18 protein-coding genes are annotated in these 23,027 nt (G+C 39.1%); 8 read left to right on the top strand and 10 right to left on the bottom strand.

Annotated features, from left to right (window positions below; translation table 11 throughout):
• Window positions 1–87: 87 nt before the first annotated feature.
• The 4 genes from ACHUGF_RS12410 (at window position 88) to adhE (ending at window position 6,094) form a co-directional block, all read left to right on the top strand.
• Window positions 88–927 carry an endonuclease/exonuclease/phosphatase family protein gene (locus tag ACHUGF_RS12410; protein ID WP_394131617.1) on the top strand — a complete coding sequence of 280 codons (840 nt, stop codon included), beginning with the start codon at window positions 88–90 and terminating at the stop codon, window positions 925–927.
• Window positions 928–1,015: 88 nt separating this feature from the next.
• The gene (yfbR, locus tag ACHUGF_RS12405; RefSeq protein WP_394131800.1) at window positions 1,016–1,618 is read left to right on the top strand and encodes a 5'-deoxynucleotidase; all 603 of its coding nucleotides are present in this window, start codon (window positions 1,016–1,018) and stop codon (window positions 1,616–1,618) included.
• Between the two features lie 112 nt (window positions 1,619–1,730).
• Window positions 1,731–3,095, top strand: coding sequence for an anti-phage deoxyguanosine triphosphatase (locus tag ACHUGF_RS12400; protein ID WP_394131615.1), 1,365 nt, complete (start codon window positions 1,731–1,733; stop codon window positions 3,093–3,095).
• Between the two features lie 380 nt (window positions 3,096–3,475).
• Window positions 3,476–6,094 (top strand): bifunctional acetaldehyde-CoA/alcohol dehydrogenase, encoded by a 2,619-nt coding sequence (adhE, locus tag ACHUGF_RS12395; RefSeq protein WP_394131613.1) that lies wholly within the window; start codon window positions 3,476–3,478, stop codon window positions 6,092–6,094.
• Window positions 6,095–6,532: 438 nt separating this feature from the next.
• On the opposite strand, the gene ACHUGF_RS12390 is transcribed toward adhE, so the two are convergent.
• Genes ACHUGF_RS12390 through zwf form a run of 4 tightly spaced genes read right to left on the bottom strand, consistent with a single transcriptional unit; the run spans window position 6,533 to window position 11,207 of the window.
• Window positions 6,533–7,177 carry a bifunctional 4-hydroxy-2-oxoglutarate aldolase/2-dehydro-3-deoxy-phosphogluconate aldolase gene (locus ACHUGF_RS12390; protein WP_394131611.1) on the bottom strand — a complete coding sequence of 215 codons (645 nt, stop codon included), beginning with the start codon at window positions 7,175–7,177 and terminating at the stop codon, window positions 6,533–6,535.
• Window positions 7,178–7,190: 13 nt separating this feature from the next.
• Entirely contained in the window at window positions 7,191–9,020 is a 1,830-nt protein-coding gene (gene edd / locus ACHUGF_RS12385) for a phosphogluconate dehydratase (protein ID WP_394131609.1), read from the bottom strand.
• Window positions 9,021–9,030: 10 nt separating this feature from the next.
• Window positions 9,031–9,729 carry a 6-phosphogluconolactonase gene (gene pgl / locus ACHUGF_RS12380; protein WP_394131607.1) on the bottom strand — a complete coding sequence of 233 codons (699 nt, stop codon included), beginning with the start codon at window positions 9,727–9,729 and terminating at the stop codon, window positions 9,031–9,033.
• A gap of 8 nt (window positions 9,730–9,737) precedes the next feature.
• On the bottom strand, window positions 9,738–11,207 hold the full coding sequence (zwf, locus tag ACHUGF_RS12375) for a glucose-6-phosphate dehydrogenase (protein ID WP_394131605.1): 1,470 nt from the start codon (window positions 11,205–11,207) through the stop codon (window positions 9,738–9,740).
• Window positions 11,208–11,536: 329 nt separating this feature from the next.
• Here zwf and ACHUGF_RS12370 point away from each other — a divergent pair, with 329 nt between their 5' ends.
• Together ACHUGF_RS12370 and pyk are read left to right on the top strand one after the other, a co-directional pair.
• A complete protein-coding gene (locus ACHUGF_RS12370; protein ID WP_394131604.1) occupies window positions 11,537–12,391 on the top strand; it encodes a MurR/RpiR family transcriptional regulator in 855 nt (284 codons plus the stop codon).
• A 300-nt stretch (window positions 12,392–12,691) separates the two neighbouring features.
• Window positions 12,692–14,131: a pyruvate kinase gene (gene pyk / locus ACHUGF_RS12365; protein WP_394131602.1), complete on the top strand. Its 1,440-nt coding sequence runs from the start codon at window positions 12,692–12,694 to the stop codon at window positions 14,129–14,131.
• Window positions 14,132–14,322: 191 nt separating this feature from the next.
• Here pyk and ACHUGF_RS12360 read toward each other — a convergent pair whose 3' ends face one another.
• The 3 genes from ACHUGF_RS12360 to smrA all read right to left on the bottom strand — a co-directional run bounded on the left by ACHUGF_RS12360 (window position 14,323) and on the right by smrA (window position 18,178).
• Entirely contained in the window at window positions 14,323–16,602 is a 2,280-nt protein-coding gene (locus tag ACHUGF_RS12360; protein WP_394131600.1) for an acyl-CoA dehydrogenase, read from the bottom strand.
• A gap of 17 nt (window positions 16,603–16,619) precedes the next feature.
• A complete protein-coding gene (psrA, locus tag ACHUGF_RS12355) occupies window positions 16,620–17,255 on the bottom strand; it encodes a TetR family transcriptional repressor PsrA (RefSeq protein WP_394131599.1) in 636 nt (211 codons plus the stop codon).
• Between the two features lie 326 nt (window positions 17,256–17,581).
• Complete coding sequence (gene smrA, locus ACHUGF_RS12350; protein WP_394131597.1) at window positions 17,582–18,178, bottom strand: DNA endonuclease SmrA; 597 nt, start codon at window positions 18,176–18,178, stop codon at window positions 17,582–17,584.
• 169 nt (window positions 18,179–18,347) lie between these two features.
• On the opposite strand from smrA, the gene ACHUGF_RS12345 reads away from it, so the two are divergent.
• Together ACHUGF_RS12345 and ACHUGF_RS12340 are read left to right on the top strand one after the other, a co-directional pair.
• Window positions 18,348–18,965 (top strand): YybH family protein, encoded by a 618-nt coding sequence (locus ACHUGF_RS12345; protein ID WP_394131595.1) that lies wholly within the window; start codon window positions 18,348–18,350, stop codon window positions 18,963–18,965.
• Window positions 18,962–19,417: a YchJ family protein gene (locus ACHUGF_RS12340; RefSeq protein ID WP_394131593.1), complete on the top strand. Its 456-nt coding sequence runs from the start codon at window positions 18,962–18,964 to the stop codon at window positions 19,415–19,417. Before ACHUGF_RS12345 ends, ACHUGF_RS12340 begins: the two co-directional genes overlap by 4 nt.
• Window positions 19,418–19,427: 10 nt before the next feature.
• Here the strand turns inward: ACHUGF_RS12340 and ACHUGF_RS12335 are convergent, their stop codons facing one another.
• The 3 genes from ACHUGF_RS12335 to ACHUGF_RS12325 form a co-directional block, all read right to left on the bottom strand.
• Window positions 19,428–21,653 carry a bifunctional diguanylate cyclase/phosphodiesterase gene (locus ACHUGF_RS12335; RefSeq protein ID WP_394131592.1) on the bottom strand — a complete coding sequence of 742 codons (2,226 nt, stop codon included), beginning with the start codon at window positions 21,651–21,653 and terminating at the stop codon, window positions 19,428–19,430.
• Window positions 21,654–21,867: 214 nt separating this feature from the next.
• A complete protein-coding gene (locus ACHUGF_RS12330; RefSeq protein WP_394131590.1) occupies window positions 21,868–22,149 on the bottom strand; it encodes a DUF406 family protein in 282 nt (93 codons plus the stop codon).
• Window positions 22,150–22,307: 158 nt separating this feature from the next.
• Window positions 22,308–22,826 (bottom strand): VC2046/SO_2500 family protein, encoded by a 519-nt coding sequence (locus ACHUGF_RS12325; protein WP_394131588.1) that lies wholly within the window; start codon window positions 22,824–22,826, stop codon window positions 22,308–22,310.
• Window positions 22,827–23,027 lie beyond the last annotated feature (201 nt).

Raw genomic sequence — 23,027 nt, 5'->3', positions numbered from 1 at the left:
ATACAGAAGGTTAGCGAAGTTTCATTGTACCTATTTGAATTAAATTAGGTATAGTTCATTTATATAATTGGCAATTCAGACTGACTATTGAACAAGAAAAAATCAATCATTGCCCTGATCATAACTGCAGTTGTGTTTGTGGGTATTTATGTATCTGTTATCCAGCTACTTAATGGAGCGCCGCAAATTATGCTAAGAAAACAAGATGCACATTTTGTCGGCAGGTGTGAACAGCAAACAAGTCATGGCTATTTAGATCATAATGGTCAGTTGAGTGTCGCGGTTTGGAATATTTTTAAACAAAAAAGACAACTTTGGCAAAATGAATTGACACAGCTAACTGATTATCATCAGCTTGTACTATTACAAGAGGCTAAACTTAACACTAGCCTTTACGAATTCATCAATAAAATCGATCAACATGTAGCCATGGCGAAAGCTTTTAAAATCTTAGACACTCCAATGGGAGTCATGAATTTATCAAAAACTAAACCTGAGTCAGCATGTGTATATAGGCAAATTGAACCTATTATTCGATTTGCCAAATCGAGTTTGGTTGCTGAATACCCTTTGTCGAATGGGAAAACAATATTAGTCGTTAATTTACATGGGGTTAACTTCGATTTAGGTTTACGCCGTTATCAGGCGCAGATCCGTCAAGTATTTAATGATATAGAGTCACATCAAGGCCCAGTTCTATTTGCAGGTGACTTCAATACTTGGCGAAAAGAAAGACTGCACACGATTCAGCACTTAGCGATAGAACATGGTTTACATGAAGTGCGCTATGAAATCGATGTAAGAAAACGCGTATTAGGCTTACCTTTAGATCATCTTTACTATCGTGACTTGAATTTAATTGAAGCCAACTCATTACCAACAACAGCATCAGACCACACGCCAATACAGGCAAAATTTTCAATTTAGTTAATTGCAAGGTACAAAATTTAAATTAGCGTGAAAAAAATTGATGTGTTAAACAAATTATTTATTGGCTTAAGGAGTTCCAATGAGTATGCAACAACAAAGCACTTTTATGGCATGGATAACGCGCATGCCTTTATTGAAGCGATGGGCATTAATGCATTGTTTTCAGGAAGAGAATGTTTCTGAACATTGTCATCAAGTCGCGGTAATCGCTTATATGCTGGTAGTCATAAAAAATAAACGCTATGGCTCTAACCTCAACCCTGAACATGCCGCAACATTAGCCCTATTCCATGAAGTATCTGAAACTAAACTTCAGGATATGAATAGCAATACTAAATATCACAACCCAGAATTTACTCAAGCCTTTAAAAAGCTGGAAAATTTAGCTGAGAAAGAATGCCTAGCAACCTTGCCAGAAGACTTACGAGAAGAAATGGCACCACTGATAGTTCAATCGCAAGTTGACCCTGAGTACAAATCTATCGTTAAAGCAGCAGACTTATTACAAGCTTATGTTAAAACTGCCAATGAGCTTCGTTTTAATAATGATGAGTTTCATCATGTAAAACAAAATCTTGATGAGAAACTTGAGTTGTTTAAGCAAACCATGCCAGAGGTAAAGTGTTTTATGGAAATATTTCTCGATAGCTGCACATTAACCCTAGATAAGTTAAGTCAATCAGAATAGTCTGTTGTTAGAAGCCTTCTGAGGTTTGTCAATCAGGTTGACCAGAGAGTAGATAGATACGCAAGTAATAGTAATAATATCAAATTTTCGTAAATTGAGAGGTGTGATAACGGTGTCAGATCTAACATTACATGCAGCATTAGACGACCAGGCTTGGCATGCAAGACAACACGGTGAAGACAAACATCGTCGTCATGACTTGCGAACCCCCTATCAACGTGACCGTGCAAGAATTTTGCATTCAGCAGCTTTCCGACGCTTACAAGCGAAAACGCAAGTATTAGGTATTGGTTTGAATGACTTCTACCGAACTCGCCTTACCCACTCTTTAGAAGCCGCACAAATTGGAACGGGTATTAGTGCTCAATTATTACAAAAGCATGCTGACTTAGCGCCGTTACTCAACACAAATAGTCTCATTGAATCCTTATGTTTAGCACATGACATTGGCCACCCGCCATTTGGTCATGGTGGTGAGGCTGCATTAAATTATATGATGCGCAATGATGGTGGCTTCGAGGGTAATGGGCAAACTTTTAGAATTCTTACTCGGCTTGAGCCATATACCCTCAATTGGGGAATGAACCTTACCCGTCGAACTTTGTTAGGTATGCTGAAGTATCCTGCTACACACCAACAACTTTATATTGATACAGCAAAACCAGAAATAAACAATTTTAGACAGTTAAAGCCCCTTGAATGGCAATCAGTTAAAGGCATATTTAATGATGATCAGGACAGTTTAAACTGGGTATTAGATTGTCTGTCTGAACAAGATAAAGCGCGCTTTATTACAAGTGAGCAAAGTGCTGTTGGCACCTACCCTCATTTAAAAACGCGTTTTAAATCACTAGATTGTTCCATAATGGAGTTAGCAGATGATATTGCCTATGCTGTGCATGATCTAGAAGACGCTATCGTCATGGGTATAGTTAATCAATCACATTGGCAGCTTGCAGTTGTTGAACAATTGGTACAAATCAACGACAAATGGTTAAGTAAAGAAATAGATGTTATTACCAATAAATTGTTCTCCCATGAACACCATTTAAGAAAAGATGCAATTGGGACTTTAGTTAATGCTTTTGTCACAGCAATCGATATCGAGCAGGATGCAGATTTTGATCAATCATTATTAAAATACAATGCAGTAATGCAAGCTGATTTTGCTCAAGCACTGCATATACTAAAACAATTCGTGTATCAGTATGTTATCAGGAAACCTGAAATTCAGATGTTGGAGTTTAAAGGTCAACAAATCGTTATGGAATTATTTGAAGCTTTTGCATGCGATCCACAACGCTTGTTACCCGTAAATACTCAAAACCGTTGGCTGTTAGAGCAAGAAAATGGAAGCGGAATGCGAGTTATTGCTGATTATATTTCTGGTATGACAGATGAATTTGCAGGCAGATTACACCAACAACTCTTTGGTCCCAAATCCACTGGGATTTTTGAACTCAGTTTAGAGCGGTAAATATACAGGCTGCTAGATATAAGCCTTTGCTAAATAGTCAGTAAAAGCACCCTCTACTCTAGTAAAGTAGAGTATCAGCCTTTTCAAGCACATTACATCTGGCCTAGGTGACATCAAATTGTTAGCTATGGCTCGCTAGCTCATCACTATTTTCCCTGATGGATACCTTCATTAATTTTCACGTTGTGTCCTTATCGTGAATACATTTCAAATTTTCATAAAATATTCTGTAATTAAATTTCACAAATTATTAAATTGTGGGGCTGATCACGACAAAAACCCCAATTAATCGGTAATTTTAAAACATAGTATTTTAAAAGGAAAACAAAGAGTCGTTAATTAAATAATTTTAGTTAACAACTTTTAAGGGAGTGAAGATTATGTCTATCACCAATTCAGAGCAATTAAACCAGCTCATCGACCGTGTCGCAAAAGCACAAAAAACCTTTGCTAATTATTCGCAAGAACAAGTTGATACCATCTTTAGAGCCGCTGCGCTCGCTGCAACTGATGCTCGCATTTCACTAGCAAAAATGGCGGCAACTGAGACAAGTATGGGGTTATTAGAAGATAAAGTGATCAAAAACCATTTTGCTTCTGAATATATATACAACAAATATAAGGATGATAAAACCTGCGGCATCATTGACGAAGATACCACTTTCGGTACTATCACAATTGCTGAACCAGTCGGTATTATTTGCGGCATTGTGCCAACAACCAACCCCACCTCCACTGCCATATTTAAAGCATTGATCAGCCTTAAAACGCGTAATGGCATTATCTTCTCGCCTCACCCAAGGGCAAAACAATCGACAACAACAGCAGCAAGGATCGTTTTAGATGCAGCTATAGCAGCTGGTGCCCCAAAAGATATTATTGGTTGGATTGATGAGCCTTCAGTTGCATTATCAAACGAGCTGATGACGCACGATAGTATCAATCTGATCCTTGCCACTGGTGGCCCAGGTATGGTTAAGGCAGCTTATTCTTCTGGTAAACCTGCCATCGGTGTTGGGGCGGGTAATACGCCAATTATTATTGACGAAACAGCAGATATTAAACGTGCAGTTAGTTCAATCTTAATGTCTAAAACGTTTGATTATGGTGTTGTCTGCGCTTCAGAGCAGGCGGTTGTTGTAGTAGACAGTATTTATGAACAAGTAAAAGAACGGTTTGCAAGCCATGGTGGTTATATGTTGTCTAAGAAGCAAACAAAAGCCATGCAAGGTGTTATTTTGAAAAATGGTGGCTTAAATGCCGATATTGTCGGCCAAAGTGCTTCAACTATTGCTGCCATGGCTAATATCAAGGTACCAAGTTGGACTAAAGTGTTGATTGGTGAAGTTGCTGATATAAATGAAGCAGAAGCATTTGCACATGAAAAGCTCTCACCATTGCTAGGTATGTACCGCGCAGCTGATTTTAATGATGCGATGGATAAAACAGAAGCTTTGGTCACACTCGGTGGTATTGGGCACACATCAGGATTATATACAGATCAAGATAGTCAAAGTGAACGCGTAAAAGCATTTGGATTTAGAATGAAAACGGCCAGGATCTTAATCAACACCCCTGCTTCTCAAGGTGGTATTGGCGATCTGTATAATTTCAAACTCGCTCCATCACTGACCTTAGGTTGTGGTTCGTGGGGCGGAAATTCTATTTCTGAAAATGTCGGCCCAAGCCATTTAATCAACAAAAAAACTGTCGCTAAAAGGGCTGAAAATATGTTGTGGCATAAACTCCCGTCATCTATTTATTTCCGCCGTGGTAGTTTACCAATCGCGTTAGAAGAGCTGGCTAGCAAAAAACGTGCGCTAATTGTGACCGATAAGTTCTTATTCAATAATGGCTATTGCGACGAAACAATTAAAATTTTGAAAGCTCAAGGGTTAGAGACGGAAGTTTTCTATGAAGTAGAGGCCGATCCAACGCTAGCGATTGTGAAACAAGGTGCGAAAGTTGCTCAAAGCTTTCAACCAGATGTCATTATCGCGCTAGGTGGTGGTTCACCGATGGATGCAGCCAAAATTATATGGGTATTATATGAACACCCAGAAGTTGATTTTGCTGATTTAGCGCTACGCTTTATGGATATACGTAAGCGTATTTATAAATTTCCTAAGTTAGGTGTTAAGGCACAAATGGTAGCTATTCCTACTACTTCAGGGACGGGGTCAGAAGTGACACCATTTGCTGTTGTTACTGACGAAATAACGGGCATGAAATATCCTATTGCCGATTATCAGTTAACACCCAATGTTGCCATCGTAGACCCTAATTTAGTGATGGATATGCCGAAATCCCTAACTGCTTTTGGTGGTATAGATGCTGTTACACATGCCTTAGAAGCTTATGTTAGTGTCATGGCCAATGAATTCAGTGATGGACAAGCCTTGCAAGCACTAGATTTATTGGTTGAACACCTACCTGCAGCATACGAATTAGGCGCAAATGCACCTGTTGCACGTGAAAAAGTACATAACGGAGCAACAATTGCAGGCATTGCATTTGCCAACGCATTTTTAGGGATCTGTCATTCACTTGCACATAAACTTGGTGCGGAGTTCCACCTTGCTCACGGTTTAGCTAATGCATTGTTAATTAGTAATGTAATTCGTTTCAACGCAACGGATATACCGACTAAGCAAGCGTCTTTCAGTCAGTATGACCGACCAAAAGCTTTATGCCGTTATGCTGCCATTGCTGATCATTTAAAGATTGATGGTGTTGATAAAGCCAAATCAGATAGTAAGAAAGTTGAATTACTGATTGCTACAATCGATCAACTTAAGTCGGTTGTGGGAATACCTGCTTCAATTCAAGAGGCAGGTATTAATGAAGCAGACTTTTTGGCTAAATTAGATGAGCTTGCAGAACATGCCTTTGATGATCAGTGTACAGGGGCAAATCCCCGTTTCCCACTGATAAGTGAACTTAAGCAGATTCTGCTAGATAGCTTTTACGGAAAGGCATATCAGGATAATCAACAGTAACCATTTAAATTAAAGTCAATGAACAGCTAAGGTCCATGCCTTAGCTGTTTTTTTGTCCTAATCTAACTAATTAAATGTTTAGGTGGTGATCATTAGATTAGGCTTTGAATAACATGTTAGTTTTAGTCTAAGAGTGACATTGAGTCCACTAGGCAAGACATCTAAACCATGCACATCCCCTGCTTGATTTTATAAAAGGCTAGACGAAATAACATACATGCTTCAAATGACTTTCAATGTCATCGCTAAAACCTGTCATTAAAAGTACAATAAAGTTACAAACTCCATTTTAAAGGGATACATAAAAACACTGTCTTAAGAAGTGAGATTGTATACTAGCGTGTTGAATGTTGAATGTTGAATGTTGAATGTTGAAGGTAGAGGAATGATTCAATAAAAAAGCCTGCATCAGCAGGCTTTTTCATAGATATCAACAAATTAATTCAGACCATCAAGAGCTTCTTTACACAACTGTGTAATACGTGCCCAGTCTTCATTATCAACCGCGTCTGTTGGTGCAATCCAACTGCCGCCAATACAATCAACATTCTTTAGTGACAGATAGTCTTTGTAGCTGGCAGGGCCTATGCCACCTGTTGGGCAAAAACGAATGTTAGCCAATGGGCCGCCAAATGATTTAAGTGCATTTACACCACCAGATGCCTCAGCTGGGAAGAACTTGAAATGATCATATCCAAGTTCCATACCCACCATCACTTCAGAAATACTCGCAACGCCAGGGATCAAGGGAACAGTACCTTGTTGAGCAGCTTTTAATAGGTCAACGGTCGCACCTGGCGTAATAATAAATTGTGAACCAGCATCAATGGCTTGCTGAAGCTGCTCTTCATTCAAAATTGTGCCAGCGCCAACGAGCGCTTCTGGAACTTCTTTTGCAATTAATGCAATAGCTTCAAGTGCACATTCGGTACGTAATGTTACTTCTAATACAGAAATACCACCTGCAACTAGTGCCTTGGCTAATGGCACAGCATGTTCAATATTGTTGATAACCATTACCGGAACAACAGGACTACGTTTAAAAACATCTTGTGGTTGAATAACCCAATTATTATTTGACATCTATCAGTGTTCCTTAAGCTACTTTTTCATCAATTGCTGCAGTACAGCGTGCACCTGTTTCAGGACTGCTTAAATTACTGCGTAATGCACCGAATAATTCTCTTCCCATTCCAAAACTTACTGGTGTAAGATCAATCGTTTCGGCTTGTCTTTGACCTAACTCAGAATCATCAACAAGCAAACTTAATTCACCTTTAATACCATCAACACGGATTAAATCACCATCTTTAACTTTGGCAATTAAACCACCATCAATAGCTTCTGGAGTGAGGTGAATTGCTGCGGGGACTTTGCCTGATGCACCAGACATACGACCATCAGTAACAAGCGCGACTTTAAAACCCTGATCTTGAAGTGAACCAAGATATGGTGTGAGTTTGTGTAGCTCAGGCATACCATTAGCTTTAGGCCCCTGACCTTTAACTACAACAACACAATCACGGTTTAAATCACCAGCTTGGAAAATTGCATCGAGTTTATTTTGATCATCAATGACAATTGCAGGTGCTTCAACTACTCGGTTTTCTTCTTGCACTGCGGATACTTTAATGACCGCACGTCCAAGATTACCCTTCATTAGTTTCAAACCACCATTTGCTTGGAATGCGTCACTAACTGGCGTTAACACTTCAGTGTCTAAACTATTAGTCGGTCCATCAACCCAGGTGAGTTCACCATCAATCAGGCGAGGCTCTTGGGTATAACGGCGTAATCCAAACCCAGCCACGGTTAATACATCTTCATGTAATAAACCTGCATCCAATAATTCTTTAATCAGGAAAGCCATACCGCCGGCTGCGTGGAAATGATTGATATCGGCATGACCATTAGGATAAACACGAGCAAGCAAGGGCGCTGCATCTGATAGTTCAGAAAAGTCATCCCAGTTAATGATAATGCCAGCTGCACGAGCTGCTGCGACGATGTGCATGGTTAGATTGGTTGAGCCGCCAGTTGCCAATAAAGCAACAATGCCATTAACCACTGATTTTTCTGACACGATTTCACCAATAGGTGCATATTGAGTGCCCATCGATGTTATACGACATACTTGTTTAGCCGCCATGTTGCTTAGCGCTTCACGTAATGGATCATCAGGATTAACAAAAGAGGAGCCAGGTAATTGCAGGCCCATTACTTCAAGCATTAACTGATTTGAGTTCGCAGTACCATAGAAGGTACACGTGCCTGCACTGTGGTAAGACTTAGATTCCGCATCTAATAAAGCCTCACGATCAACCTTACCTTGAGCAAATTGTTGTCTAATACGTGCTTTTTCTTTGTTTGGAATACCACTTTTCATTGGGCCTGCGGGCACAAATAACATGGGTAAGTGACCAAAACTTAATGCGCCGATTAATAATCCAGGGACAATTTTGTCACAAATACCCAGTAATAAAGCGCCATCAAACATGTTGTGTGATAAGCCAACTGCAGTAGACATAGCAATGACTTCACGACTCAGTAAACTCAACTCCATCCCTGGCTGGCCTTGGGTGACACCATCACACATAGCAGGTACACCACCGGCAACTTGAGCAACACTGCCAACTTCAGAACATGCTTCCTTCAATAGTTCAGGGTAATGTTCGTATGGTTGGTGTGCAGAAAGCATGTCATTAAACGCCGTTACAATACCGATATTCGCTTTGGTTAATTGTCGTAATGAATCTTTCTCTACAGGCTGGCATGCTGCAAAACCATGGGCCAAATTGCCACAACTTAATGCACTACGGTGTACGCCTTTTGATTTAGCATCTTGCAGTGCTGCAAGATAAGCTGCTCTAGTTGGCTTACTACGTTCAATAATTCGATTGGTTACCGCTTGAACCACTGAGTTCATAACTTACTCCTTATGCACTATAGAACACATCGACTGGCGCTTTTCGTTGGGCTAGCACAGCTCTTATAGGCATTTCATTGACGTTATCGCTCTGTAAAGCCTGACGATAAACAGATAATTTTGACTCGCCAACTAAATGTAAATAGATTTGACGACTTGATAAAATTGCATCTTTAGACAGTGTTATACGTGCATGTGGCGCTGTGGTTGGATTAACTGCTGCACATAATTTTTTAGTCTCTAACGCTCCGTTCAATTCCTTACTACATGGGAACCAAGAACAAGTGTGACCGTCCGTTCCCATACCTAGAACCACGACATCAAATGGTCTTGGAAAGTTAGCTAGCGACTCTGCTGTCATATCACACCCTTTTTCTGGGGTGGCAAACATATTCTTCAAACCTCTGAACTTGGCACTAGCCGCTCTATGCTGCAGTAAGTTCTCACGAACTAATCTTTCATTTGAATCTTTTTCATCAGCATCAACCCAGCGTTCATCTGCCAAGGTGATATATACATCACTCCAGTCAATGAGCTTTTTACTTAACAGTTGAAATAATTTCAATGGAGTTGAACCGCCAGAAACCACTAAACTTGCTTTACCACGAGCATCAACGGCATCTTGTAATTGATTGGCAATTTTCTCTGCCAATGTTTGTTCAAGATCAGCTGTGTTTTCAAAGTGTTTGAATACGCTTTCTTTAATCATATTGCCTCCTACTCGTCCCAAGAACGACCATCTTTTGTGATTAACGCAACAGAGGCAACAGGTCCCCACGTACCAGCAGGATATGTCTTAGGTAACTCGCCGCTTTGTTCCCATGATTGAATAATACCGTCAACCCATGTCCAAGCTTGCTCAACTTCATCCCGACGAACAAACAGTGCCTGATTGCCTAACATTGCTTCTAATAACAAACGCTCATAAGCATCAGCAATACGATCATTTTTGAAGGTGTCAGTAAAGCTTAAATCTAATTTTGTTGTTTGTAGTCGTTGCTGTTGCTCTAGACCTGGTACTTTATTCATCATTTGAATTTCAACCCCTTCATGAGGCTGTAAACGAATCGTCAGTTTATTAGGCGGCAAATTACGGTAACTTGAGCGATAAAGGTTATGAGGCGGATTTTTGAAATAAACAACAATTTCGGAACTCTTAAATGGCATACGTTTACCGCTTCGAAGATAAAACGGTACACCGGCCCAACGCCAATTGTCGATATCTACACGAAGTGCCACAAAGGTCTCAGTATTAGAGTTGGTGTTAGCTCCCTCTTCTTCTAAATAACCTGGTACAGGTGAGCCTTTCAAGTAACCGGCAGTGTACTGACCACGTACTGTGTTTTCATATACGTTGTCACGGTTAATTGGTCGCAACGATTTTAGCACTTTGACTTTTTCGTCACGAATACTATCAGCATCAAGATTAACAGGTGGATCCATAGCGACTAAAGTGAGCACTTGTAGTAAGTGATTTTGGATCATGTCGCGCATTTGACCAGCGCCATCGAAGTAACCCCATCGGCCTTCAATGCCAACTTCTTCAGCAACAGTGATTTGTACATGGTCAATAGTACGATTGTCCCACTTGGATGCGAACAATGAATTGGCAAAGCGTAATGCAATAAGGTTTTGAACAGTCTCTTTTCCTAAGTAATGGTCAATTCGATAGACCTGATTCTCGTTAAAGAATTCTGCTACTTGATCATTGATAACATGTGAGGAAGCAAGATCAGTTCCGATAGGTTTTTCAAGAACGACACGTGTATCGTTATGAATAAGGTTTTGTTCATGCAAACAACGGCAAATATCACCAAATATTGAAGGAGGTGTAGCGAAGTAGTTAACCATGACGCGTTCGTCAGGATTGAGTAAACCATTGAAAGCTTTATAACCTTCAGAGTTTTTGAAATCAGTACCAATATAGTGGCATCGTGACAAAAAACGCGACAAGGTTTCTTGGCATAATTCTTCTTTTACAAAAGTGTTTAATGCTTTTGTTACTAACTCAATGAATTCATCTGCAGTAAACGCATCTTTAGCAACGCCGATGACTTTGGTTGCTTCATCTAATAAGTTGGCTTTATCTAACTGATATAAAGACGGCAGTAACTTACGTCTTGCTAAATCACCTTTTGTACCAAAAAGTACAAAATCACAGGCTTTTGCGCCTTTTGAATTGGTCATTGCTGATAACTCTCCATATTCTCGTGCGTTTTTTAGATGTTAATCTAATGGAAAAACTACGCTTTTGTTGTAATATAACAACAGAAAGTGTCGATTGCATCAATAATTTGCAAATAATCTATTGTTATCAATCTAGGCATTGCCTTCTATAATCTGATATGATTTTGAAACACAACGGTTTACTATTTTTCAATTTTGATCAATAAAGTACGTGTAAGATTACTACAGAGGCAATGGTTATCATTGTAGGTTGTGTTAACTACACTTTCTTTACTGTTGTTTTAAAAGCCAAAAATTGATGATACACCCATTTTAGCGGATACATGCATATGAATACTCTGGAAAAGGTCCAAAAGAGCCTTACACAATTTAGTAAGTCTGAACGTAAGGTTGCTGAAGTTATTTTGGCTTCACCACAAACAGCCATCCACTCTAGTATTGCAACACTGGCTAAAATGGCTGATGTAAGTGAGCCTACAGTTAACCGCTTTTGCCGTCGACTAGACACTAAAGGCTTCCCTGATTTTAAGTTACATTTGGCACAAAGTCTCGCTAATGGGACACCTTATGTCAGCCGTCATGTAGAAGAGGATGACTCGCCAGATTCATATACAACTAAAATATTCGAATCTTCAATGGCATCGCTTGATACTGCCAGACAGAGCTTAGATCCAAGTGCTATTAATAAAGCTGTAGATATATTAACTCAAGCTAAGACCATTTCATTCTTTGGCCTTGGTGCATCAGCATCTGTTGCTCATGATGCTCAAAACAAGTTCTTTCGCTTTAACGTCCCTGTTATTTGTTTTGATGATGTACTCATGCAACGTATGAGCTGTATTAATTGTAATGAAGGTGATGTAGTCGTTTTGATTTCTCATACAGGACGTACTAAGTCACTGATTGAGATCGCAAGAATTGCACGTGAGAATGGTGCTGCGGTATTAGGAATTACAGCTAGAAACTCGCCCTTATCAATGGAATGTACGCTACCTGTGACTATGGAAGTGCCTGAAGATACTGATTTATACCTTCCGATGGCATCGCGCTTAGCACAATTAGTTACTGTAGATGTACTCGCAACTGGTTTTACATTGCGTCGCGGACCTCGTTTCAGAGATAACCTAAAGCGTGTAAAAGAAGTACTGAAAGAATCGCGAGTGAATAAAGACTTAACTATCTAACTTGTTAACTTATCAAATTGTGCTTAAATGATAGGCAAATTTAGTAATTTTATTAACAGTGTTTGTTGTTCATTTAATAAACTCGCAATGATTAAAGGCTAAGCTGTTTTCACGGTTTAGCCTTTTTTATATCAAAAACTCTTAGTCCGTCACAAAAAATAAACACTATTATGGTCTATTTTGTTTGTAACTTTACTACATTTTCAGTCTATGTCTGGTAGAATGCGTTTATCTTGAAAGTACCAAGTTAGTAGCTGTACTTTTAAAACAGATTCTTTCAAATCATTAACGGAGTATCACATGTTCCGCAGAACTAAAATCGTAACGACCTTAGGTCCAGCAACTGACCGCGATGACAATCTACGTAAGATTATTAAAGCTGGTGCAAATGTTGTCCGCATGAATTTTTCCCACGGTACACCTGAAGATCATCAAAAGCGTGCTAATGAAGTCCGTGCTATTGCTGCTGAGTTAGGCACACACGTTGCTATCTTAGGTGACTTACAAGGTCCTAAAATTCGTGTTTCAACTTTTAAGGACAATAAGAAAATCCAGCTTAACCTTGGTGATGTTTTCATTTTGGATGCTGAACTAGGTAAAGGCGAAGGTGATGAGCAACAAGTTGGTATTGATTACAAACAATTGCCAGATGATGTAAATATTGGCGATATCTTAATGTTAGACGATGGCCGTGTTCAATTACGTGTCGAGAAGGTTGAAGGTCGTCGAGTTCATACAACAGTTACAGTTGCTGGTCCTTTATCTAATAACAAAGGTATCAACAAGCAAGGTGGCGGACTGACAGCCCCTGCTCTAACTGACAAAGATAGAGCTGACATTAAAACAGCTGCACTGATTGATGTTGACTACTTAGCCGTGTCATTCCCACGTACTGGTGCCGATTTAGATTTAGCACGTTCATTAGCCGTTGAAGCCGGTAGTAATGCGCTAATTGTTGCTAAAGTTGAACGAGCAGAAGCCATTGCAAGTGATGAAGCAATGGATGATGTCATTAATGCTTGTGATGTTGTGATGGTTGCCCGAGGCGATTTAGGTGTTGAGATTGGTGATGCTGCTTTAGTTGCAGTTCAAAAGAAACTTATCTTACGTTCACGCCAGTTGAATAAGGCCGTTATAACAGCTACACAAATGATGGAATCAATGATTTCAAGCCCAATGCCAACACGTGCAGAGGTTATGGACGTTGCTAATGCTGTTTTAGATGGTACAGATGCGGTTATGCTTTCAGCAGAAACTGCTGCAGGTGACTTCCCAGAAGAAACCGTTAAAGCAATGGCTAATGTTTGTGCTGGTGCTGAAACTCACCCAAGCGTTGTTGTATCAAAACATCGTTTAGATCAAAGCTTCTCTTCAATTGAAGAAACCATTGCTTTATCTACTATGTATGCTGCCAATCATTTAGAAGGCATGAAAGCAATTATTTCATTAACTGAGTCAGGGCGTACAGCTAAGTACATGTCACGCATAAGCTCATCTTTGCCTATTTTTGCGCTTTCACGTCACGATAAAACATTAGCGAGTATGGCGTTATATCGCGGTGTTCAGCCAATGTTCTTTGATTCAACTCAATACCGTGCAGACGAACTAGCAAAAGCAGCGTTAAAAGCTATGGTTGAAGCAGGTTACCTTAAGTCAGGTGATAAAGTGCTAATGACTAAAGGTGATGCTATGGAAACTATTGGTGGTACGAACACTTGTAAGATCCTAGTTGTCGCTTAAATCTTAGTTCCTTAGCTAACGATATTTGAAAGCCGAAGTAAATGCTTCGGCTTTTTTGAGACTAACGTTTGCTAGTTTTTCTAACAAAGTTAAGCATAGATATAAAATGGGCTTGTCTAGAAAATTTGAACTTTAAAATTGTTAATAAAAAAGCAGGCTTAGTGCCTGCTTTGTTTTATGAGTTATCAACACTATAACTTTTTAAACTCATCCACATTAATAGCTGCTAAACGAAGTGCGTCAGCTTCCACTAATTGTTCAAATTCCTGTTGATTAATTACCTCATTGGCTAATGCTATATCAAATAAAGTTAGCATTGGCACTTTCGCTGGTAACTCCCCTTTCTTTTGTGCTTGTTTAAGACGTTTGAATAAATCTTTAGCTTGGTATTTTGCAATGAAGGCCGCTTCAACTTCAGCTATTCCACTCGTGTCTCCATCAAACTCACCACATAAGAAGGTTAATCTGTCACGTGCTGGACTGGGTTTCATCATTTCCATACATAATTTAACTGCAGCTTGATCACTCGGGGCATTAAAGTGATTCCCTAATGGGAAAACAATAATACGTAAAAGCAAACCGATGAATTTACTTGGGAAGTTACGAATCGCCTCTTCTAAAGCTTTAGCAGCAAAGTGCAAACGTTGTTGCATGACATAGTGAACAACAGGCAAATCATCATGTTGACGGCCATTATCTTCATAATGCTTAAGCGTTGCTGATGCAAGATACAGCTGGCTCAGAACATCACCCATCCGTGCTGAGATCATTTCTTTGCGCTTTAAATCTCCGCCAAGAATTAACATAGATATGTCAGTCATAGTGGCTAATGCAGCAGATATACGTGTCATATCTTTATAGTAACCACGTGTTGGCCCACTAACAGGAGTGCCAGCAAATTTACTTGCCGTGAGTGCGTTTGCTATAGATGATAATGCATTACGTGTTGCATAACCGATATGTCCTAATAACAAGGTATCGAATCTTGCTAAGCCTGCAGAGTAATCTTCCATACCAGCAGCTTCCATTTCAGGAAGAACATAAGGATGACAACGTGTGGCACCTTGACCAAAAATCATCAATGATCGGGTTAGAATATTTGCACCTTCAACCGTAATTGAGATTGGTGTCGCCATAAAGGCATGGCCAAGATAGTTTTTAGGCCCAAGCTGAATACCCTTACCCGACTGAATATCCATAGCATCATTAACAACTTCACGTCCAAGCTCAGTCATATGATACTTTGCAATGGCAGTCACAACTGATGGTTTAACTTTTAAGTCAATTCCTAATGTCGTTAACCTGCGCGAAGCTTCAAGTTGATAAGTGTTAGCGATAATTCTTGCCATCGCTTCCTGTACACCCTCAAAATAACCAATCGGCATACCAAATTGTTGTCGAACATAGCTATATGCTGTTGTGGTTTTGGTGGTGACATGACCAGATGCTGTAGCAAGAGCAGGTAAAGAAATACCACGACCTGCTGATAAACACTCAACTAGCATGCGCCAACCGCGACCGGCATATTGTGGGCCACCGATAATCCAATCTAATGGTATAAAGACATCTTCACCAGAAGTTGTACCATTCATAAACGCCATTGTTAAAGGGTTATGACGGTTACCGATTTCAACGCCAGGATGGTCTGTTGGGATCAGGGCACATGTGATGCCGATGTTTTCTTGCTCACCTAGTAAGCCATCAGGATCACGCATTTGGAAAGCAAGACCTAATACTGTCGCTACAGGAGCAAGCGTAATATAACGTTTGTTCCACGTTAAACTAATGCCTAATACTTCTTCATCGTTAAATTCACGGCGACACACAATGCCTATGTCTGGAATGGCGCCTGCATCACTACCCGCTTCTGGTCCAGTTAGTGCGAAACATGGGATATCATCACCTTTTGATAATGAAGGTAACCAATGATCTTTTTGCTCCTGCGTACCATAGTGAGTTAATAACTCACCAGGACCTAATGAATTAGGCACCATAACAGTAACAGCTGCACTGATACTGCGCGAAGCTAGCTTAGCCACAATGGTTGAATTTGCATAAGCTGAAAACTCACGACCACCGTATTTTTTAGGAATAATTAAGGCAAAAAAACCTTCTTTTTTGAAGTAATCCCATAGCTCTGGCGGTAAATCTTTGCGCTGATGGACGATGTCAAAGTCATCAATCATTGCTAGCGCAGTTTGCACTTGATTATCTAAGAAATGCTGCTCTTCAACCGTAAGCCCGGGTTTACCATAATTGAGCAACTTGTCCCAATCAGGCTTTCCTTTAAATAACTCACCTTCCCACCAAACATCTCCTGCTTCCATTGCCTCTTTTTCAGTGCTTGATAAAGGAGGTAAGACTTTCTTAAAAAACTTAAATGCTGGCTCGGTAATAAAGCGAATACGGATACTACGAATACCAAAGAGTACCGCAACCGCGATAATTAAAACTATAACAATACTCAACATTGGAACCTACTTAGTGACTAACTCACAGGAACAGCTACACCAGCTGCCATATATGGAATTACTTTACGGATAATAGCTTCAGTATCATTATGCTCATCATAATCTGCAGCAGCAATCTCATTAAGCGCATCAGCAGAAGCCATAGTGAACACAATGGTGCCCAGCGTGAAGTGTAAACGCCAAAACATTTCAACCGCGGGTATATGCGGCGCACTTTTGGTAACGGCACTAACAAAAGTAGCAAGGTGTTCACCATAATGCGTAGTGATAAACCATCTTAAATGACCTTGGCTTTCTATGTAGCCGCGACCTAGCAACTGTAAAAAGATAATTGTGCCACCAGTACGTACCTGATTTAATTCAAGTAGAGGTTTGATTAACGTCGAAAAAATTTCATTTAACGATGCTTGTTCTGGTGCTTGCTGTAAACTCACGATCTCATTCGCTGCACTTGGCATAAATACATCTAGGTACCTAGCCAATACAGCCCGAATTAATTCTTTTTTAGAACCAAAATGGTAGTTTACTGACGCTAAGTTAACCTCAGCTTTACTGGTGATTAACCGTAAAGAGGTTTCTGAAAACCCGCGTTCTGCAAACAACTTTTCTGCTGCATCCAGAATTCTGGTTTTGGTATCGGTGCGACTTGCCATCCTTATAACCCAAGTAATTTAAAACACCCGTTTAAATTAATCATTGAGCGAACAGATGTCAATGTTATTTACATGTAAATTTTAGTCTTTTACCGACTAGAAGTGTCTTTGGTAGGACATTTAGAACAATATTTAAAAGCGAACTGTTATACAGGGATAATCAATAGGCGAATAAGCACAGTAGGAATATGGAATTTGTTTACTTTAAACAAACGTATAAAATGGGTGTGCAAATTTAACGTAGAGCAACCTTAAACAAGTAATTATCATTAAAAAGTCATAAACAAGGTTGATTTTTGTTATGTAAAATAAAATTACTAGCTCTGCTATCGTCTGCCACTTCCCTTTCTATTTTGTTCACTTGTTTCAATTCTTGCTCGATGAGATTTACTTAACATAACGAACATTGCACCCGTGCCACCTTTGTCTTTTGTTGCAGATGAATAGGCTTGCACAACATCTATTTGAGTTAACCATTGCGCGACTGCACTCTTTAAGATGGCAGGGTAAGGTTTATTGTGATGACCTTTACCGTGAATAATGAGTAAGGTGCGATGGCCCAATTGGTGACTTTGACAAAGATGCTTATACAAAAAATCTCGCGCCTGTATCAAGCTTAAGCCTGTTAAATCACAAATTGATTTACACTCATACTGACCTTGTCTTAATTGTTTAAATACGGCGTGTTGTACACCTTGTATATGAAACTCAACATATTCGTCAGGTTTAACTGGATGTATCAATCTAGATTCCACACACAGACTCATTATCTGTTCATTGGTAGCAGCTGCATTTTGTCTAGCCAGATGTGACTCACACGATTTAAACTGATGTTGAGCAATTACGTTGCCTGTTGTTGATTGTTGTTTTAGCGGAGCAACATCTGCCATCTCGGCATAAAATAGTGAACTGTCGTCAATCATTTGCCACCTCTTACACACTTTGTAAACATTCTAAACTTTGGCTAAGGCTAAGAATAAATTATAGTTATCATATTACTTAGGTTAACTTGCTCATAAAAGTCAGAAATGTGTTTCATTATTTATCCAATACAATTCTGCATATACAGAGATACCGTTTTATATGAATGTGATGTTCCGTTTCAAGGCTTTTTATCTACTGTTTGTGTTGGCTGTGTTATGTTTCAGTCAAAATCTTACTGCAGGAGAAAAGCAAATCCACAATGAGCTCAATGAAGCAGTGGTCAGCTTTTACATAGGCTTTGAAGAACTTAGCATAGATAAGCTTGCAAATGTGTACACTGATGATGCTGTGTTTATTTCTGAAAGTAGAAAAGATCCAATTATTTTGGGTAAAGATAATATTTTGGCATTGTATAAGAAATTTTTTGCAAAAGTGCGTCAAAAAGCGGCACATATTGAAGTTGATTTCAGAGTGATTGACCGTAAGATTAATGTCAATTCAGCCACTGACGTGGGCTACTACCTAGTGCGTGTTCACCCGCGAGATGACAAGGGGGAACCTGTCAGTGAGTTTGCTGGTAAGTTTGTAAATCGATATGCTTATATTGATAAAAAGTGGTTGATAGCTGTTGATTCAAATACACGATCTAAACCAGAGTTTTACTATAATTCTAAACCAACGGCTAACTTATACTTTGGAAGGCAATTTATCGAGCCTGATACTGAAAAACCAGCTGAGTCAATAATTGATGATGATATCAATCAAATCCAAGAGCGCCCTTTATGAGTTACGTTTGTCCCTGCGGTAGTAAAATAACTTACGCAGAATGTTGTGAGATGTTACACCGACAACAATTAACTGCCTCTTCCCCACTACAATTGATGAAATCCAGATACTGCGCTTTTGTAAAACATCAGTTTGATTATCTAATTCAAACTCACCACCATGATTTCTTAAACGGTTTAACTGCTGACATTCTGGCACAAGGTTCACCTCAATGGCTTGGATTGCAAATCATGTCTCACACTGAGTCACAAAATGCAGGAACAGTTACTTTCCAAGCATGGTATAAAGAGGGAAACAAAATCGACGCTATTCATGAATGTTCTAATTTTTTAAAAGTAGATCATACGTGGTTTTACACAGATGGGACGCAATTACAAGCTAAGTTGCCAAAGCGCAATGAACCTTGTGTTTGCCATAGTGGTAAAAAATTCAAAGCCTGTTGTTTGAAGTAACAATTATCGGCTAACTATTTAACCTTTTATCATTCGCAATAAACTGACTAAATTCATTTACGCGTAAAGCTGGGCTATATAGGAAACCTTGAGCGTGATGACAACACAAATCAGTTAAGAATCTCTCCTGCTCTTGTGTTTCAACCCCTTCTGCGGTTAACGATATTCTTAGTGCTTTTGCCATCGCAATAATGGCGCTCACTATTTCACGACTTTCATGGCTCGAAGTAATATCCATGATAAATGAACGGTCTATTTTAAGCTTAGTAATTGGGAATTGCTTAAGGTATTTCATCGAACTATAACCGGTGCCAAAGTCATCAATTGCAAGCCCCACTCCAAGATCAGCAAGCTCTTGACAAAGCATAGTGGCATAGCGAATATCACCCATTAACTCTGTTTCAGTAATTTCTAAAATCAAACTTTGTGGTTTAATTCGGTATCGAGTTAATAAAGTCCAAACCTGCTCAAACAAATTACCACTAAAGAATTGCCTTGCTGCTACATTAACATGCATGCTTATTTCAAGATTGTTATGTTGCCAAATATTGAGCTGCTTACATGCGGTTTCAAGTACCCATTCACCCATGGCATTGATTAAACCAGTTTGTTCAGCAACTTCAATAAATGCGCCTGGGTATAACACACCTTTTTTTGGATGATTCCATCGAATAAGTGCTTCAGCACCGATATAATCTTGCTGTTGTAAATCTTTTAACGGCTGATAATAAAGTTCAAATTGACGCCCTGAAATCGCTTTTCGTAAGTCACGTTCAACCTCAGCGTTACTTTCAAAGGTATTGAGCAAATCATTATTGAAAAACTGTAAATGAGTTGAAACTGATTTTTTTGCGTTCTGCAGTGCAATATCAGCGCATGATAATGGTGCATAACCACTGGCTAAACTCTTAAGATCGACAACGGCGATAGCCGCTTTGGCCTCAATCTTTTCTCTGTTAACCATTACAGATTGATTTAGCTTTTGATACAGTTTTTGCATTAGTTGCTCAGTCTGCTTCAATAAGCCTGATTCTGGTAAAATAAGAGCAAACTCATCACTTCCAATTCGGGAAACATTGATTGCTTTATTAGCCTTAGCAAAATGTTTAATCCGTCTAGCGAATTCTATTAATAACGCATCACCCGATTCATGACCATGAGTGTCATTAAAACGCTTAAAACCAATGATATCGACAATAACTAAATAACCTGATTTTGTCTTATCTAATAGTGGTTTAAAATAACTACGATTATTCAGTCCCGTCAGACTACAATGCCAAGCAAGCTTCTCAAGCTCTGCTCGATATTGATATTCAGATGAATTATCGTAACTTGATACTAAGGCGTACTGATTGCCTTGTTCAGTGGTAAATGGAGTAATATGGTAATGCAGGTAGTATTCACTGCCATCAATCCGATTTAATTTTGTGTTACCAGACAAGACTTCCGCGCGTTTAAGACGTTCCACGGCTAACGCCAAGTATTCAGGATTATTTCTAAAAATGTCTAAGTTGCTGACATGTCCGTTTATGACTGTTTCACGTTTAAGACCAGTCATCTTTTGGTGGGCAATGTTGACGTAATCGACGAGCTGGGTTTCTAAATTTACTAACATCACTACATGCTGAGATTGATCAATTGCATTTCGCAACAAGTGTATTTGTTCATTTTTATCATAAGCTTGGCGTGTTGCAAGCGTTAGAGCTAATTGATCCGCACATTGAATAAACAGCTGTAGTTCATCTTGAGCAAAATCGATTGAATGAATATGCTCAATGGATAAAACCCCTTCTATGTGACCATTGATTCGTATAGCAATATCCAAGACACAGTTGAGTTTTGTTTGATTTAAATAGTCATAGAAAGGGTCACAATCTAAATAAGAAGAAGGGTCTTGTGTATAAACGTAACGATGCTTTCGCAAAGATTTAAAATAAGCATCAGGAAAGCTTAATTTTGCGCGTAACTCTTGAGTACCTATTTTCCAGTCGTGATGACTACGTTTGGCTATTAAAGCGTTATTATAGGTATATGAAACTTCTTGCTGGTAATTGGGGAGTATTTGATCTTGTAAACTGAAGTCACGTCTGAACAGCCAAACTGAAACTTGGCTTGCATCACTATATTGCCTAATACTGTCACAGACTAATTCTGCTGTACCAGTAAAGTCACCTTTTTGTTTAGCACTGGAGTTTACAATTAACTCCAACAAGTGCTGATCTTGTTCTTGGTTCATTACAATCCCAAAAAAAGCTTGCTTAAGAGTTACGATAAAACAACCTTAAAATGTTGCTTATCAAGCCCTCTTATTATCATGCAAGGGGAAAATACTTCATTAGCCATGTAGTGGTTTTTAGTGTTATTTCACAAGGTTACACATCTTAACAATAAAGCGCAATTAATTTGATACAAGGATTTCAATATGAATCATGTTAACTGCCATGCAGTGTTTACAATTGATTTTCTAACTGGAAAATCATTTTTTCCGCTGCAACATCGAAAACCAAGATTAAAACTTGCTCATTATCTTGGGCTCTCAATTCTGATTTCACATTCGAAAATCGTTTTTTGGCTTTATCCAGTAAATCGGCTAATTGTTGCTTTGTTTCTGATGACTTAATTTCAAGCTGTGTATCAAATTCATCAATGACAGTGCCAATATCGGCATAGCTTCCACAATCAGTGCAAGTATCATTAACGTTAGTTTGTTTCTCAATAATTTTATTAACCATAATCAATCCTCTATTACGCTGATAATTTGAGTTGATTCATTTAGAGTATTATATCTAACAATAGCGCTATGTACTTCTAAATACATCACAATTATCAGGATATCGTCTATTCATCAAAAAGCTAGTTGGATTGATTTTTTGAAACTACCTGAATGAATTTAAGCTGCTGCAAGGTGTTTAGAAAAAGTTCGTTGTTTTTCAAGTTCTTCAACGAAACAATGCTCTTCCATTAATGCAGCCAGTTGTTTCTGCCTCGAATGTTCATTACTACTTTGATCATTATTGAATCTGGCACGACAGTGTAGACTTGTGTTGGTTAATACTGTTTGCATGTCTGCATCATATTGGCCGCGCGTAACAAACGCTTCAGGTACAAGGGCGTTTGCAAGATTAAACTGCTGCTGCCCTTGTTGGCGAAATGCTTTACTCTGATCAATACAATCAGGCTTGTCAGATAAATTGTGGAGTAAGGCTTGTTTAGGTGGAAGTTGCAGCTCTTTTTGTAGCTTTTCATCAGCAGTTATATGTTTATCTAGGTTAAATTGTGCCATTTCACGTACATCATCTGACAACATTGCCAGAATCAGTCCAAAATCACCGCGTTGATCTTGGTGAATATCCGTATTTAAACGGTCACCTAGATTCAACTCATTGATTGTTGGAAATGGAATTTGCATATAAAAACATCAGCAGCTACGTATCTTGATACTTTATCGACCAGTCACACGCATACTTGAGGATTTTTTTGTTTTTTGACTTTACATAAGAAATGATTGTGACTACTATGGCGACCGCAATTGAGGAGGGGTTCCCGAGTGGCCAAAGGGATCAGACTGTAAATCTGACGGCTCAGCCTTCGAAGGTTCGAATCCTTCTCC

Origin of the sequence: Shewanella maritima (assembly GCF_043643735.1) — a bacterium.
Classification (GTDB): domain Bacteria; phylum Pseudomonadota; class Gammaproteobacteria; order Enterobacterales; family Shewanellaceae; genus Shewanella; species Shewanella maritima_A.
Note: the sequence above shows the minus strand (reverse complement) of the source record. Positions and strands in the feature narration are given on the sequence as shown.